The sequence below is a fragment of the Lysobacter sp. TAB13 genome (assembly GCF_052113885.1).
GTDB lineage: Bacteria > Pseudomonadota > Gammaproteobacteria > Xanthomonadales > Xanthomonadaceae > Lysobacter > Lysobacter gummosus.
Genome location: NZ_JBFRDR010000031.1, coordinates 37,225 through 50,985, shown reverse-complemented (window position 1 = coordinate 50,985; position 13,761 = coordinate 37,225). Strand labels below are relative to the sequence as shown.

General features: G+C 67.9%; 12 protein-coding genes, 1 tRNA gene, 1 other RNA gene and 1 pseudogene. 5 read left to right on the top strand and 10 right to left on the bottom strand.

The window, feature by feature from the left end; all coding sequences use genetic code 11:
* A pseudogene (locus AB4Y92_RS23700) lies at positions 1 to 114 on the top strand (IS1595 family transposase); the annotation flags it as partial.
* 578 nt (positions 115 to 692) lie between these two features.
* Here AB4Y92_RS23700 and AB4Y92_RS23695 read toward each other — a convergent pair.
* The 5 genes from AB4Y92_RS23695 to dnaX all read right to left on the bottom strand — a co-directional run bounded on the left by AB4Y92_RS23695 (position 693) and on the right by dnaX (position 4,887).
* Positions 693 to 1,046 carry a histidine triad nucleotide-binding protein gene (locus tag AB4Y92_RS23695; protein WP_441821861.1) on the bottom strand — a complete coding sequence of 118 codons (354 nt, stop codon included), beginning with the start codon at positions 1,044 to 1,046 and terminating at the stop codon, positions 693 to 695.
* 114 nt (positions 1,047 to 1,160) lie between these two features.
* The gene (gene recR, locus AB4Y92_RS23690; protein WP_441821860.1) at positions 1,161 to 1,757 is read right to left on the bottom strand and encodes a recombination mediator RecR; all 597 of its coding nucleotides are present in this window, start codon (positions 1,755 to 1,757) and stop codon (positions 1,161 to 1,163) included.
* A 37-nt stretch (positions 1,758 to 1,794) separates the two neighbouring features.
* Positions 1,795 to 2,028, bottom strand: a complete 234-nt coding sequence (locus AB4Y92_RS23685) for a hypothetical protein (protein WP_441821859.1) — start codon at positions 2,026 to 2,028, stop codon at positions 1,795 to 1,797.
* Positions 2,029 to 2,053: 25 nt separating this feature from the next.
* Positions 2,054 to 2,374, bottom strand: coding sequence for a YbaB/EbfC family nucleoid-associated protein (locus AB4Y92_RS23680; RefSeq protein ID WP_057942342.1), 321 nt, complete (start codon positions 2,372 to 2,374; stop codon positions 2,054 to 2,056).
* A gap of 155 nt (positions 2,375 to 2,529) precedes the next feature.
* Entirely contained in the window at positions 2,530 to 4,887 is a 2,358-nt protein-coding gene (gene dnaX, locus AB4Y92_RS23675; protein ID WP_441821858.1) for a DNA polymerase III subunit gamma/tau, read from the bottom strand.
* A gap of 348 nt (positions 4,888 to 5,235) precedes the next feature.
* Here dnaX and AB4Y92_RS23670 point away from each other — a divergent pair.
* Positions 5,236 to 5,328, top strand: a tRNA-Ser gene (locus tag AB4Y92_RS23670).
* Positions 5,329 to 5,439: 111 nt separating this feature from the next.
* Here AB4Y92_RS23670 and AB4Y92_RS23665 read toward each other — a convergent pair.
* The gene (locus AB4Y92_RS23665; protein WP_441821857.1) at positions 5,440 to 6,477 is read right to left on the bottom strand and encodes a threonine aldolase family protein; all 1,038 of its coding nucleotides are present in this window, start codon (positions 6,475 to 6,477) and stop codon (positions 5,440 to 5,442) included.
* 528 nt (positions 6,478 to 7,005) lie between these two features.
* On the opposite strand from AB4Y92_RS23665, the gene AB4Y92_RS23660 reads away from it, so the two are divergent.
* A complete protein-coding gene (locus AB4Y92_RS23660; protein ID WP_441821856.1) occupies positions 7,006 to 8,340 on the top strand; it encodes a glycosyl hydrolase family 28-related protein in 1,335 nt (444 codons plus the stop codon).
* Positions 8,341 to 8,447: 107 nt separating this feature from the next.
* Here the strand turns inward: AB4Y92_RS23660 and AB4Y92_RS23655 are convergent, their stop codons facing one another.
* Positions 8,448 to 9,185 (bottom strand): metallophosphoesterase family protein, encoded by a 738-nt coding sequence (locus AB4Y92_RS23655; RefSeq protein ID WP_441821855.1) that lies wholly within the window; start codon positions 9,183 to 9,185, stop codon positions 8,448 to 8,450.
* Between the two features lie 327 nt (positions 9,186 to 9,512).
* On the opposite strand from AB4Y92_RS23655, the gene ffs reads away from it, so the two are divergent.
* Positions 9,513 to 9,609, top strand: an RNA gene (gene ffs, locus AB4Y92_RS23650) — signal recognition particle sRNA small type.
* A 42-nt stretch (positions 9,610 to 9,651) separates the two neighbouring features.
* On the opposite strand, the gene AB4Y92_RS23645 is transcribed toward ffs, so the two are convergent.
* Positions 9,652 to 10,551, bottom strand: a complete 900-nt coding sequence (locus AB4Y92_RS23645) for an NAD(P)H-binding protein (protein WP_441821854.1) — start codon at positions 10,549 to 10,551, stop codon at positions 9,652 to 9,654.
* A 197-nt stretch (positions 10,552 to 10,748) separates the two neighbouring features.
* Here AB4Y92_RS23645 and AB4Y92_RS23640 point away from each other — a divergent pair, with 197 nt between their 5' ends.
* Complete coding sequence (locus AB4Y92_RS23640; protein WP_441821853.1) at positions 10,749 to 11,753, top strand: AraC family transcriptional regulator; 1,005 nt, start codon at positions 10,749 to 10,751, stop codon at positions 11,751 to 11,753.
* A gap of 288 nt (positions 11,754 to 12,041) precedes the next feature.
* Here AB4Y92_RS23640 and AB4Y92_RS23635 read toward each other — a convergent pair whose 3' ends face one another.
* Entirely contained in the window at positions 12,042 to 13,052 is a 1,011-nt protein-coding gene (locus AB4Y92_RS23635) for a YVTN family beta-propeller repeat protein (RefSeq protein WP_441821852.1), read from the bottom strand.
* 281 nt (positions 13,053 to 13,333) lie between these two features.
* Positions 13,334 to 13,759, bottom strand: coding sequence for a molybdenum cofactor biosynthesis protein MoaE (locus AB4Y92_RS23630; protein WP_441821851.1), 426 nt, complete (start codon positions 13,757 to 13,759; stop codon positions 13,334 to 13,336).
* Positions 13,760 to 13,761: the final 2 nt, after the last annotated feature.

Below are 13,761 nucleotides of genomic sequence, written 5' to 3'. Positions count from 1 at the left end.
CTGGCCAAGACCACCTTCTACCTGCACCTCAAGGAGTGCGAGTTTCGCTTCAACCATCGCCACGACGACCTCTATCGGGCGACCCTTAAGTTGCTACGATCCAACCCCCTCTGAGGGGCGTTTGCTTCCTAAGACCCTTGAAAAAGGGGCTGGCGCCTGCGTCGACCGGTTTCAGGCCAATGCGTCTGCTCCGGGGGATTTGCTTTGGGTTGAGGCGCGGCGATCCGCAGGCAAAAGCAAATCCCCCCTGCCCCCCTTTTTCAAAGGGGGGAACAGCCGTCGGCTCGCCACAGTTGGGCAATTCGCCCCCTTAAAAAAGGGGGCTGGCGCCTGCGTCGGCCGGTTTCAGACCAATGCGTCTGCGCCGGGGGATTTGCTTTGGGTTGAGGCGCGGCGATCTGCAGGCAAAAGCAAATCCCCCTTGCCCCCCTTTTTCAAAGGGGGGAACAGCCGTCGGCTCGCCACAGCTGGACAATTCGCCCCCTTTGAAAAAGGGGGCTGGCGCCTGCGCCGACCGGTTTCAGGCCAATGCGGCTGCGCCGGGGGATTTGCTTTGGGTTGAGGCGCGGCGATCTGCAGGTAAAAGCAAATCCCCCCTGCCCCCCTTTTTCAAAGGGGGGAACAGCACGGGTTTGGGAAGGGGTGATGGTGGCGGTTGTTGTTCGCGGCGAATGTCGCGCGAATGCCGCGACTCAGCGCGGCGTACCGAACCGTCCCAGCGTCGCGCCGGCCAGCAGGTGTAGATGCAACTGGAACACCGTCTGCCCGCCGTGGCCGTTGCAGTTCATGACGATGCGATAGCCGTCTTCGGCAAACCCCTTGCGCTGCGCATACGCGGCGGCCGCGTGCGCGAGCTTGCCGACTATCGCTGCCTGATCGGGCTGCAGATCGTTGAGCGTGGCGATCGGCGTCTTCGGCACGAACAGCACGTGCACCGGCGCTTGCGGGGCGATGTCGTTGAATGCGATCAGGTCGTCGTCTTCGTAGACGATGTCGGCCGGCAATTCGCGGCGGATGATCTTGCCGAAGATGGTGGTGTCGGTCATGGCGGGCCGGGAACCAGGAGTGGAGAAGAAGGAATCGTAACGCTACAACGTAACCGCCACGCTGTTCGCGCTACCGATTCTCCATTCCCGATTCTCGATTCCCGCCGTCCGGCTTCAACCCATCTCGCTGCGACTGCCGAAAGCATGCGACAAGGTCCCGCGATCCACGTACTCCAGCTCGCCGCCCAGCGGCACGCCGTGCGCCAGCCGGCTCGGCCTGACGTTGTGCTGGCGCGCCAGCTGCGCCAGGTAATGCGCGGTGGCCTCGCCCTCCACCGTGGGATTGGTGGCGACGATCAACTCCTGCACCTCGCCCTCGGCCAGACGATCGGCCAGTTTGTCCAAACCCAGTTCGCACGGGCCGATTCCATCCAGCGGGCTCAACCGTCCCTGCAGAATGAAGTACAGGCCGCGATAACCGGTGGCCTGCTCGATCGCCAGCCGATCGGCCGGCGATTCCACCGCGCACAGCAGATGCGCGTCGCGCGAGGCGCTGGCGCAGGTCGAACAGACTTCGGTTTCGCTGAAGTCGCGGCAGCGCGCGCAGTGGCCGACTTTCTCGATCGCCTCGCTGAGCGCGTCGGCCAGACGCTGGCCGCCGGCGCGCTCGCGTTCGAGCACGTGGTAGGCCATGCGTTGCGCCGACTTCTGTCCCACACCCGGCAATACCCGGAACGCGTCGATCAGTTGTTCGAGCAGGGCGCTGCTCATGCGCGCACCCTCATGGCTGCGGCGGCGGGCGCGGCGCTCACTCGGAGGTGGTGAAGTTGCTGCGCGCGGTCGGCTCGCGATTCATCGCCCGCACCACGTTGAGGCAGACGATCGCGCCCAGCAGCGGGATCAGCCACACGAACGCCGACTGGATGCCCTTCTGCATGCCGGTCAGATCCGGCTCGCGCCAGATCGCCCAGGTCGTGTAGAGGTCCAGGCCCAGCAGAGCCGCGGCGACCAGGCTGGCGGTGATGCCTAAATGAAGTCCCATGGGGAAGCGTCCGGTCGTAAGAGGATTAGAACGGCAGCTTCATGCCGGGCGGCATCGGCATGCCGGCGGTCGCGGCCGACATCTTGGTCTGCGACTCGGCGTTGATCTTGTTGACCGCATCGTTGAAGGCCGCGGCGATCAGATCCTCGACCATTTCCTGGTCGCTCAGCACGCTGGGATCGATACGCACCTTGCGGCACTCCATGCGACCGGTGACGGTCACGCTGACCATGCCGCCGCCGGCGCTGCCGGTGACTTCGATCTTGGCCAGTTCTTCCTGAGCGCGCTGCACGTTTTCCTGCATCTTCTGCGCTTGTTGCATGAGTTGGGCGATATTGCCGCGCATGGTGGTCCTGCCTTTGCTGTGGGTCGGTGGATCGTGGCGCCGCGAGTCTGCCACGGTGCGATGTCAGTCATGGGTTGGGGTCGGCGCCTGCCGCACGCAAGGGCGCGGACGCGGCGGAACCCGGCCGGGCACGGTTCGAAGCCGCCGCCCCGGGGTCAGGCCTCGTCGAAGGGCCGGATCGAATCGGGCACGACCTTGGCGCCGTAATCGTCGATCAGACGGCGCACGTCGGGGTCGTTCATGAACATGTCCTCGGCATCGGCCTGGCGCTGGTCGCGGGCGCGCTGGTTGCGTGCGTGCAGCGATTCGCCGGCCTGGGCCGCCTCGAAGCGGATCTGCGGCGCAGCGCCCAGGCGCGCGGCCAGCGAGTCGGCGACCATCTTGATCAGCGCCGGCGCCTTGAGGTGCTCATCGTTCGGGCCCAGCGCCAAGGTCAGCACGCCGCCGGCATAACTGACGAAGCCGGCATGTTCGGCGAGGATGCGCGACGGACCGCGCAAGCCGCTAGCATCGACGATCGCGTGCCAGGCCATGTCGTCGGCGATGCCGACGCCCGTGCTCGCCGTCGCGGCGGGGCGCGGCGGCATGGTGATCGCGGCCGGCGCGGATGCGCCGAAGATGTCGTCGCGCGGCGGTTCGCGATGCGCGGGCTCGGTTTGGATGGGCGCGACCTGGGCCGGCTCCGGAGCCGGCATCGCCGCGGCGCGCGCGTGATCGGCGTCGGCGCCGTTGCGGGCCGGGGGCGCGGCATCGGCGGTGCGCGCAGGCGGCAGCGGTTCGGGATCGAGCGACAGCGGCGGCGCGGCGCGTTGCGGCGCCGGGTCGGGGTTGTGATCGCGCAGCGGTTCGCGCACGGGGTCTTCGTCGGGCCACAACGGCGCTTCGCGACGCGGCGCGGCGTTGCGCGTATCGGTTTGCGGCTCGCGCGGCGGCGCTTGATCGAGCGATGCGCGCGCGGGTTCGGCCGCCGGCTTCGGCGGCGGCTGCGACGGCGGTGCGTCGCGCGGATCGTCCTGGAGCGGATTCGACGGCGCCGCGACGGCTGGCTTCGGCGACGGCTGCGACGGCGCGGCATCGCGCGGATCGTCTTCGAAGGGGTTCGCACGCGCGGCGGCGGCTGGCTTCGCGGCCGGCGGCGTCTGCCACGGCGGCGCGTCGCGCGGGTCGTCTTCGAAGGGATTCGACCGTGCCGGCGCGGCCGGCTTGGCGACCGCCGTTTCGCGCGCCAGCGGTTGTGCGACGGCCTCGCGCGGCGGCGCGGCCTCGCTCGATGCCTGACGCGACGCAGCGCCGCCCATCTCGCGCATCGCCGCGGCCGCCTGGGCGGCGGCGCTGGCGCTGCGCGCGGACTCGCTGCGGCCGCCCGAACCCGAACCAGCGGCGGCGCCCGAACCCGAAGGCGCGGCCGGCGCATCGCCCGCCCCGCTCGGTCGGAACGCGAGCATGCGCAGCACGCTCATCTCGAAACCGGCGCGCGGGCTCGGTGCCAGCGGCAGATCGCGGCGGCCGTTGACGCTCATCTGATACCAAAGCTGGACCAGCTCCGGACGCAACTGCGCCGCCAGGGCATCGACATCGACGCCGTCGGCCTCGATCGCCGCCTCCGGCACCAATTGCCGCACCTGGATGCGGTGCAAGGCATCGCCCAGGGTTTCCAGCACGCTGCCCCAGTCCGGCGAGAACTCGGCCAGGGTCGCGACTTCATCGAGCAGGCGCTGGCCGTCGCCGTCGGCCAGGGCGGTCAGCACCGCCCCGACCCGGGTGCGATCGACCGAACCGAGCATCGAGGCGACCGACGCGCCCTCCAGCGGCGCATCGGCGCCGGCGCCGCCGTAAGCGATGGCCTGGTCGAGCAGCGACAGACCGTCGCGCAGGCTGCCGTCGGCGGCCTTGGCGAGCTGACGGATCGCCGATTCCTCGACCGGAATCTGCTCGGCGGCGAGGATGCGGGTCATCTGCCCGGCGATCTGCTGCTCGTCCAGGCGCTTGAGGTTGAACTGCAGGCAGCGCGACAGCACCGTCACCGGCAACTTCTGCGGGTCTGTGGTCGCGAGCAGGAATTTCACGTGCCCCGGCGGCTCTTCCAGGGTCTTGAGCAGCGCGTTGAACGCCGACTTGGACAGCATGTGCACTTCGTCGATCAGATAGACCTTCACCCGACCGCGGCTGGGCATGTACTGGGCGTTGTCGATCACCTCGCGCACGTCGTCCACGCCGGTGTTGCTGGCGGCGTCGATTTCGAGCAGGTCGATGTAGCGGCCGGCGTCGATGTCCAGGCAGGCGTTGCACTCGCCGCAGGGGTCGGCCGAGGTGCCGCGCTCGCAGTTCAGCGATTTGGCGAAGATGCGCGCGATCGTGGTCTTGCCGACGCCGCGCGTACCGGTGAACAGGAAGGCGTGGTGCACGCGCCCGGTGCTGAGCGCATTGGTCAGCGCGCGGACCACGTGCTCCTGCCCGACCAGTTCGGCGAAACGCTTGGGGCGCCATTTGCGGGCGAGGACGAGATAGGACATCGGATCCTTGGGGCGTTAGGACGGGACGAGGGCCAGCGCTCGCGCGCTGCGAACGTTCGGGCCGGCCGGCGCGAGGCGCCCTGGGACCGGTCGAGGCCGGCGACGCGGGTCGCCGGACGCTCGCGAACGAACCCCGGCATTGTGCCATGCCCCCACCCTCGCGCCGGCACGCTCGCGGCCGGGCCTGGTCTTGATGTCATCGCGGCTCGAACTTCGCGCGGTTCCGGCCCGATCGCGGCCCGGCCATGCTCGCGCGCCCGCGCCGCCACGAAGCGGCTTGTTCCCGGAGCCGGCGACGGCTAGAATCCACGGCCCTGCACGGCCCGCGCACGCGGTCCGGACAGATCCGGAGAGGTGTCCGAGTGGTTGAAGGAGCACGCCTGGAAAGTGTGTAAGCGTCTAAACCGCGCTTCGGGGGTTCGAATCCCCCTCTCTCCGCCAGATCATTAAATAAGCCCCTGATTTCAGGGGCTTATTTATTTCCGGTATCGCCTTACCCGTCGCCCTGCCCATGACCGCGCATTTGCTTGCGGTGTCGCGGGCCCGCGTCCGTCATGTGGCCGCAAGATGCGACAGAAACGAATCGACTTGATCCTCTTCGGTCGCCCATGAAGTAACCAGACGGATGACCGAGCGTTCGTCGTCCGCCTTCGCCCAGACGTAGAAGGCGAAGTGGGATTGAAGCGCCGCTATGACGGTGTTCGGCAGGATCGGAAACACCTGATTGGTCTCGGTGTCCGCGGACAGGCTGTGTCCGGCCGACAGAATTCCGGCGGCCAGCTTCGCCGCCATCGCGTTCGCGTGTTGCGCCAGGGACGAGAACAGGTGGTTGGCGCCGAACAACTGCTGGAATTGAATGCCCAGCAAGCGGCCCTTGGCCAGCATCGCGCCGCGCTGTTTGACGTGGAAGGCGAAGTCTTCGCTCAAGGCCGGGTTGCATACGACGATCGCCTCGCCCAGCAATGCGCCCAGTTTCGTGCCGCCGATCCAGAACAGATCGACCAGGGAGGCGATGTCGGCGAGGCTCGCGTCGTTCTTGGGCGAGGCCAGCGCGGCGCCCAGGCGGGCGCCGTCGAGGAACAGGATCAGGCCGCGGCGCTTGGCCAGCGCGGACAGGTCGCGCAGTTCGGCGAGCGTGTAGATCGTGCCGGTTTCCGTCGCGTTGGACAGGTAGATCAGCCGCGGCTTGGCCATGTGCGGGAAGTGGGCGTTACTCGCCAGCGCCGCCTCGACCGTCGCGGTCGTGAGCTTTCCGTCGATCGCGGGGACGACGATGAGTTTGTGCCCGGTCGCCTCGATGGCGCCGGCCTCGCGCAACACGATATGCCCCGAGGCGACGGCGATGACGGCTTCGTGCGGGCGCAGGCAGCTGGCGATCGACACGATGTTGGCCATGGTGCCGCTGGCGACGAAGTGGATCGCGCCGGCGAAGCCCTCGCCCAGATGCGCCTTGATTTTGTTCGCCGCGTCTTCGGTGTGGCTGTCCGTGCCGTAGGGCGCCTGCTGCACCCAGTTGGAATCGGTCAGGGCGCGCAGGATGTCCGGGTGGGCGCCTTCGCTGTAGTCGTCAAGGAAGCTGTACATAGCCATTCGGGTTGAGTTCGATCGATAGCGACCCTGCAGAAAACGACGGCCGTGCGCAAGGGGCTGGCGAGCGTCGATCACATTGCCTGGCATGAAATTGCCATCGAGCCCTCAAAAGCCGCGCCCCATCGGCCGCACGCGCGACACCGCACATGGCGACCGGTCTAGACCGCTTCCCGAGCCTTCCATGCAGCTCTTCTGCCTCCGCCGCAGACACACCTATGCGCGCCGCAAGAAACTACCGCCCATATCTACAGAGAAAACATTTGTCTTTCTCCAGCGCGCGGCCTTACCCGCGCGCCAATTGTGCATTCGCGACCCACCGCGCAATCGCACGATTCATTACAGCCGCATTGCAACGCAACTGTGCGAATTGCGTCGGTGTTCGCATTCGTGCGCGAAGTCGCGCCTCTAGATTGCGCGCGCCTCGCGGCGGCCTGGGGAGAGATCTGCCGCCGCGCGGCTGCCGCGTCCGTCGCCGCGCAGCGGCGGCGGACGCGATCACTCCACGGCAATCCAACTCAAGGATTTCAGATGAGCAAGAAATTATCCGGCGACGCGCCGGGCGGCGATTCGGCGCCTTCCTCGCGTTCCAGGCGCAAACTGATCGGCGCGGCCGGCATGATCGCCGGCGCCGGCGCGGCGGCCGCGGCGACCACCGCCGCTTCGATCGGCGGCGCCGCGTTCCAGGACCGTTCCATAGGCGGCGCGCCGCCGCCGCGGCGCGATGCCGCGTTCGCGCCGGCCGCGACCCTTGCCGCCGAACCGGGCCGGATCAACGTCAAGGACTACGGCGCGATCGGCAACGGCAGCGCCGACGACACCGCGGCCATCGTCGCCGCGCGCGACGCGGTGCTGGCCTCGGCCAACGGCAACGGCTGGCTGACCCATCACCTGTACTTCCCGGCCGGCATCTATCGCGTCACCAAGGCCGACGCGCTGCTGCCCAAGGGCGACATCAAGAAGAAGATCAACGGCTATGTGATCGAAGGCCAGGGCAAGCGCAGTTCGGAAATCGTCTTCGACGCGGTGGCCGGCGGCGGCGACGGCTTCGCGGACAATCTGCTGACCGCGCACGGCCGCCTGCGCCAGTTGCGGGTGCGCGAGATCACCTTCCGCGCCAGCCGTCCGGGATTGAACTGGATCTACTGCTGGGCCTCGCTCGCGCAGGGCACCAACCAGGATTTCGCCTTCGACGACGTGGAATGGCGGGGCCCGTGGAACCGGGTGATCGGGCTGGACGGCCCGGGCGATTCCAATCTCAATTCGGAGTGGTCGTTCAACCGCTGCCATCTGGCCAACGACGTGGTGCTGGGCGACGCCTTCCTGCACTCGGGCATGACGCCGACGGTGAGCCAGCAGGATCAGTTCCTGAATTTCTGGTTCCGCGACTGCAAGTTCGAATACCGCAGCGGCACCTTGCTGCGCTTCGCCCGCGGCGGCTACGTCAACGTTTACGGCGGCTCGTGGATTCAGTGCAACGAGGACGTGGATACGCCGTCGGTGTTCTTCGATCTGCCGCCGGGTCCGCACAACAACACGGTCAAGACGCTGATCGTGATCGGCGTGCGTTTCGAACTGCGCCACGCCAAGAGCAAGCTGATGGACTGCGGCTGGGACGCGGCCAACGGCAACATCAGCTTCATCGCCTGCACCGATGCGGCGCGTTCGTTCCAGAGCCATATCGGCCCGGTGTCGGTGCCGGTGACGTATCGGCCGTTCAACGGCGACATGCCGTACGTGAAGTGGCAGTCGTGCCAGCTGATGGGCCGGCACGAGTCTTACGCCACCATCAATCGCAGCCGGCTCGTGTTCGAGCAATGCCATACGCTCAACTACACGATGGACAAGTTCCTGGTGCAGAAGTAAGCGGACGCGGCGCGACGGGGAATCGTCGCGCCGCCGATGGCCAAGTGTTTGAACCGCCTACGCATCGGCAACTTAAGCGATTGCCGCGTTCGCTGTCGCGAAACCGCTCAGACGTACCCGGTCGCCAAGGCCCGCGCCCAGTCCGGCCGGCCGTTGCGCAAGGCCAATTCGGCGGCGGCGTTCCAGTCGTAATCCACCGCGAACTGGTGTGCGCTCCACTCGCCGTCGCCGCCGCGCTCGACGATCGCATAGCGCGCCTGCGGCGAACCGTTCTCGACCTTGTGCGGATGCGGGCGTTCGTCGCTGTAGGCCTGCAAGCCGACGCTGCCGGGATTGACGATCAGGCGGCCGTCGTCCAGGCGCAGACTGCGCGGCACGTGGGTGTGGCCGCACAGGATCACCCGCGCATCGGCGGCGCCGGCGCGTTCGCCGACCTCGGCCGGGGTGGCCGCGCGCATGCCGTCGGCGTCGATGGTTTCCAGGAAACATTCCAGATCGCTGCGCGCGGTGCCGTGCACCATCAGCACTTCGTCGTTCAAGCGCAGGGTCGGCGGCAGGCTGCGCAACCAGTCGCGCTGGTCGGGGCGGATCCGCGCGACCGCGTGGCGGTCGGATTCGCCCATGCGCTCGAACGCATCGTTGAGCACCTGCCGCTCGTGATTGCCGGCGATGGTCGGCAGCGCCAGGGCGATCAGGCGGTCGGCGGTTTCGCTGACCTGCAGCGGGCCGGACAACAGATCGCCCAGATCGACGATCTGGTCCGCGCCGCGGCGACGGATGTCGGCCAGCACGGCGTCGAGGGCGGCGAGGTTGCCATGGATATCGGAAAGGACGGCGATGCGCATGCGCAGATCTTAAGGCGTCGGTGTCATACGGTGGCCGCCGGGCGCGGGCCGGCTCGGCGGCGGTCGCGGGCGAGACGAAACGAGCCGGCGCGGCGCGGCGGACTTCGCGCAAACAGGCCCGCGATCCCACCGCCGGGCGATCGCAACCGCGCCCATCCGGCGGCGCGACGGGCCTTGCGCTCGCGCCGCCAACCCACGTTTGCGCCGCGGGCCGGCTTTCAGGCAGAATGCCGCCCCTCCGGTGACGATCCGGGCCGCCCACCGGCGCCCGCACCCGATTCGGACCTTGCATGGCGCCACGGCGCGCATGCGAATCTATGGTGGCCCCGTTGGCGCCTCCGCGACGATAAGTTGAAAATCCCGCCAGGGCCGGAAGGCAGCAACGGTATCGACTGATTCGGGCGCCGGAGTCACGCTTGCGGGGCCGCCGCCTTTTCGGGGCCCAGGTTTCGCGCGGCGCCGCGCTTCACATCGCCCGATACGCCTGCGCCAATTCTTCCGCGAAGGTCTCGAACGAGGTCGGCGTGGTGTTGCCGGCGTTGCGCCCTTCCAGCGATCTGACCTTGCCGGCGCTGATGGTGTGCGCCAGCTCGACGTACTGCGCGGCCAGATCCGGGGCGAAACCGCCCTGCACCAGCGCGTCCAACGCCTGCCCGCCTTCCAGCCGCCTGTAGGCCAGATCCGGCAGGCCGATGCGCTCGCCGAGAATGCGCGTGGCCTGGGCATAACTCAGGTCGCGCTGGCCCAGCAGTTCGCGCACCTGCACGCCGCGCCAGTCGCGCGCCAGCAGGGCTTCGCCCGCGGCCTGGGCGATGTCGCGCGACGCGATCATCGGAATCTGGAAATCGGCGTCGAACGCATCGCCGTTGAAGCCGTAGGCCTTGATCACTTCGAGCGAGCCGTAGAAGTTCTCCATGAAAGCGCCGGCGCGCAGGATCAGCAGATTCATGCCGTCGACGCGGCCGGCGAGTTCGCGCAGGCGTTGTTCCTGCCAGCGCATGGTCATGATCGGGCCGGTGCCGATGGCCAGATCGGCGCCCAGGCTGCTCAGCGCGATCACCTCGCGCAGGCCGCTGCGCTGCAGGGCAGCGACGATCGCTTCGCCCTGGCGGTTTTGTTGCTGGTTGTAGCCCGGCGCGGACAGTTCGTACGGCAGCAGGGTGTAGGCGGCGGTGGCGCCGCGGAAGGCCTGCGCGAGGAAACCGGCGTCGGCCTGATCGCCGGCGCGGACCTGCGCGCCGGCCGCGGCCAGCGGCGCCAGGCGCTGCTCGGAGCGGCCGAGCGCGAGCACGGGCTCGCCGGCCTGCAGCAGTTGGTGAACGATGCGATGGCCGGTGTGGCCGGTGGCGCCCATGACGACGTACATGTGGGTGACTCCTGTTGGCGGAAGGGTTGGAACGGCCCGGCGGCGAGCGCCTCGGCCTTGCGATCACTCTCGCGCCGCGGCCCCGCCCGGCCCATGCCGGCGCGTCGCCGTTCTTTGATCGAGCGTCTTCGATCCAGCGCCCGCACCGCCGCGGCGCTGCCTGGACCGGCTCCGGGGCCCGGCGCACACTTGCGCGCATGAACGCCTCTCCCGACGTCTGGTCGCCGATCGATCCGCTGGGCGAAGCCCTGCATTCGCTGCGCATGAGCGGCGCGTTCTACTGCCGCTCCGAATTCACCGCGCCGTGGGGCCTGGCGCTGCCGGCGATGCCGCAGTGCTTGATGCTGCACGTGGTCACCGAGGGCGAGCCGTGGCTGGAAATCGAAGGCCGCCCGCCGCTGCAGTTGCAGCCCTTCGACCTGTTGCTGGTGCCGCACGGGCAAGGCCACAGCCTGAGCAGCCGCCCCGGCGTGCTCGCCGCGCCCTTGTTCGACCTGCCGCGCGAATACGCGGCCGAGCGTTACGAAATCATCCGCCAGGGCGGCGGCGGCGCGGCGACCGGACTGGTGTGCGGCGCGGTGCGTTTCGATCATCCGGCCGCGCAACGATTGATCGCGCTGCTGCCACCGGTGATCCACGTCAGCGACGCGCAGTCGCCGAGCATGCAGTGGGTGCGCAGCACCTTGCAGTTCATCGCCAACGAAGCGCGCGATCTGCGTCCGGGCGGCGAAACGGTGATCACGCGATTGGCCGACATCCTGGTGATCCAGGTCATCCGCACCTGGATCGAACGCGACCCGGCCGCGCAGACTGGCTGGCTGGGCGCGTTGCAGGACCGCCAGATCGGGCGGGTGATCGTGCAGATCCATCGCGACCCGGCGCGCAATTGGACCCTGGCGTCGATGGCGCAGGTCGCGGCGATGTCGCGCTCGGCCTTCGCCGCGCGCTTCGCCGAACGCGTGGGCGAGCCGGCGATGCATTACCTGGCGCGCTGGCGCATGCATGTCGCGCTGACTTGGCTGCGCGAGGGCGATCATGCGATCGCCGACATCGCCGACCGGCTGGGGTATCAGTCCGAAGCGGCGTTCAATCGCGCGTTCAAGCGGATCATGGGGGTGACGCCGGGCGCGGCGCGCAATGGGGCTTCGGTGTTGGAGGCTGGGTATTCGGTGGGGGATGAGGATGAGGCGGCTGGGGCCTAGGTGATGTGGGCTGCGCTGTCGGTGGTAGGTGCGAGTCGGGGCTGAAAGCCCCTCCCACAAAAGACTTCGCGATGACCGGCGATGAGGTGGCGCACGCCCTCAGGCGAGACCGCGAGGTCTTTTGTGGGAGGGGCTTCAGCCCCGACTCGGCCCCTCAAGCCGCGACGCCGACTGGTGACGAAGGGGCGCATACCTGCACACGAAACTACGAGGTCTTTTGTGGGAGGGGCTTTCAGCCCCGACTCGCACTCTCAAGCCGCGACGTCGCTCCGCTCAGGCCTCAAACACTCAGTCGCCACCGAACGACAACGCCAACGCATCCGGCTCGCGCCCCGTCTTCCACTGCGCCACAGGCTTCCAGGTCTTGCGATCGATTACCGCGATCTCATCGCCGCCGCTGATCGCCACATACACCCGCGGCCGCTTCGGATCGGCGACCACACCGATCGGCAGCGCCGCGCGGCCGAGCATGGTGTCGCGATACTCGGCGCCGGCGCGGGTCAGCTCCACCGTCGCCAATGATTTCTTACGCTTCGCATCGAACACCGACAAGGTCGCCGCGCGCGCATTGCTCACCAACGCCTGGCGGCCATCGGCTGTGAAAGCGACGCGGATCGGAAACCCCGGGCTCGGCAAGGTCGCGCGGATCGCCAGCGTGCGCGGATCGTGCACGGTCACCGTGCCGGCCTCGCGATTGCTGACCCAGACCTCACCGCTGCCCGGGCGCACCGCGACGCCTTCCGCGCCTTTGCCGGCATCGACTTCATCCGTCTTGGTGTTGTCGCTCAGATCGATGCGGCTGACAGTGCCGCGATCGACCTTAGTCACATATGCGGTCTTGCCGTCGGCGGCGATCGCGACCATGTGACCCTTGCCATCGCCCAGCGGAATCTCGGCGACGATCTTGCCGCTGGCGACATCGATGCGGATCAGATGCTGCGATGCCTCGGTGGTCGCCAGCGCTTCGCGGTCGCCGGGCAGGAAGCGCAAGCCGTGCGGGCGGCCGTGCCGGCCCAGATCGATGATCCGCGGCGCCGCGCCGCTACGCAGATCGAGCACGCTCAAACTGTTGCCGGGCTTGTCGCCGCCGCCGTAATTGGCGACCAGGGCGACGCTGCCGGCGTGGTTGACCGCGATCTCATGCGGCGCCTGATTGGTCGGAAATTCGCCGAGCTTGCGGCCGTCGTCCAGCGACAGGCGCCAGACCGTGTCGGCGGCTTTGTTGCCGACCAAAATCTCGCCCGACACCGCGGGCAAGGCAACGCACAGCAGCAAGGAAAGACACAGCGCACGGGACATGACGGCTCCGGTGGTTCGATGTGGGAGGTCGAAGCTACCGCAAATGCGAGATGGGTTCATGAAAATAGGCTCGTCATTCCCGCGAACGCGGGCTCCGCTTTACTTCGGCGGAGCCGAACATCCAGGGCCTTTCGTGCGAGAACGTTTGAAGTCGCTGGATTCCCGCTTTCGCGGGAATGACGAGCAAAAAAAAGCGGATGGTCGAAACCCGGACCAGCGATTTTGAACAGGTTCCAAGGGGCGCGAAGCCTGTCGCCTCGATGGGGATAGTCGGCCCTGTTTTACGCGGGTGCTGTTGGATGCAACCAATCCGCATCCCCGTCGGCATAGCGCTCATGTTTCCAGATCGGCACCCGCCCCTTGGTTTCATCGATGATGAAACGGCAAGCGGCGAAGGCCGCGTCGCGATGCGCGGCGCTGACGCCGACCCACACCGCGAGTTCGCCGATCGCCAGATCGCCGACGCGATGCACGCAACACGCATCGACGATGGCGAAGCGCTCGATCGCCTCCGCCATGATCTTGTCGCCCTCGTTTTGAGCCAGCGCGGCATAGCTCTCGTAGCGCAGTCCGGCGACCACGCGGCCGCCGTGGTGATCGCGCACCCAGCCCTCGAAACTGGCATAGGCGCCGGCGTGCGCGCTGAGCAAGCGTTCGCGCAGCGGCGCGATTTCGAACGGCACGTCGGACAAGGCGAATCGTTGCATCG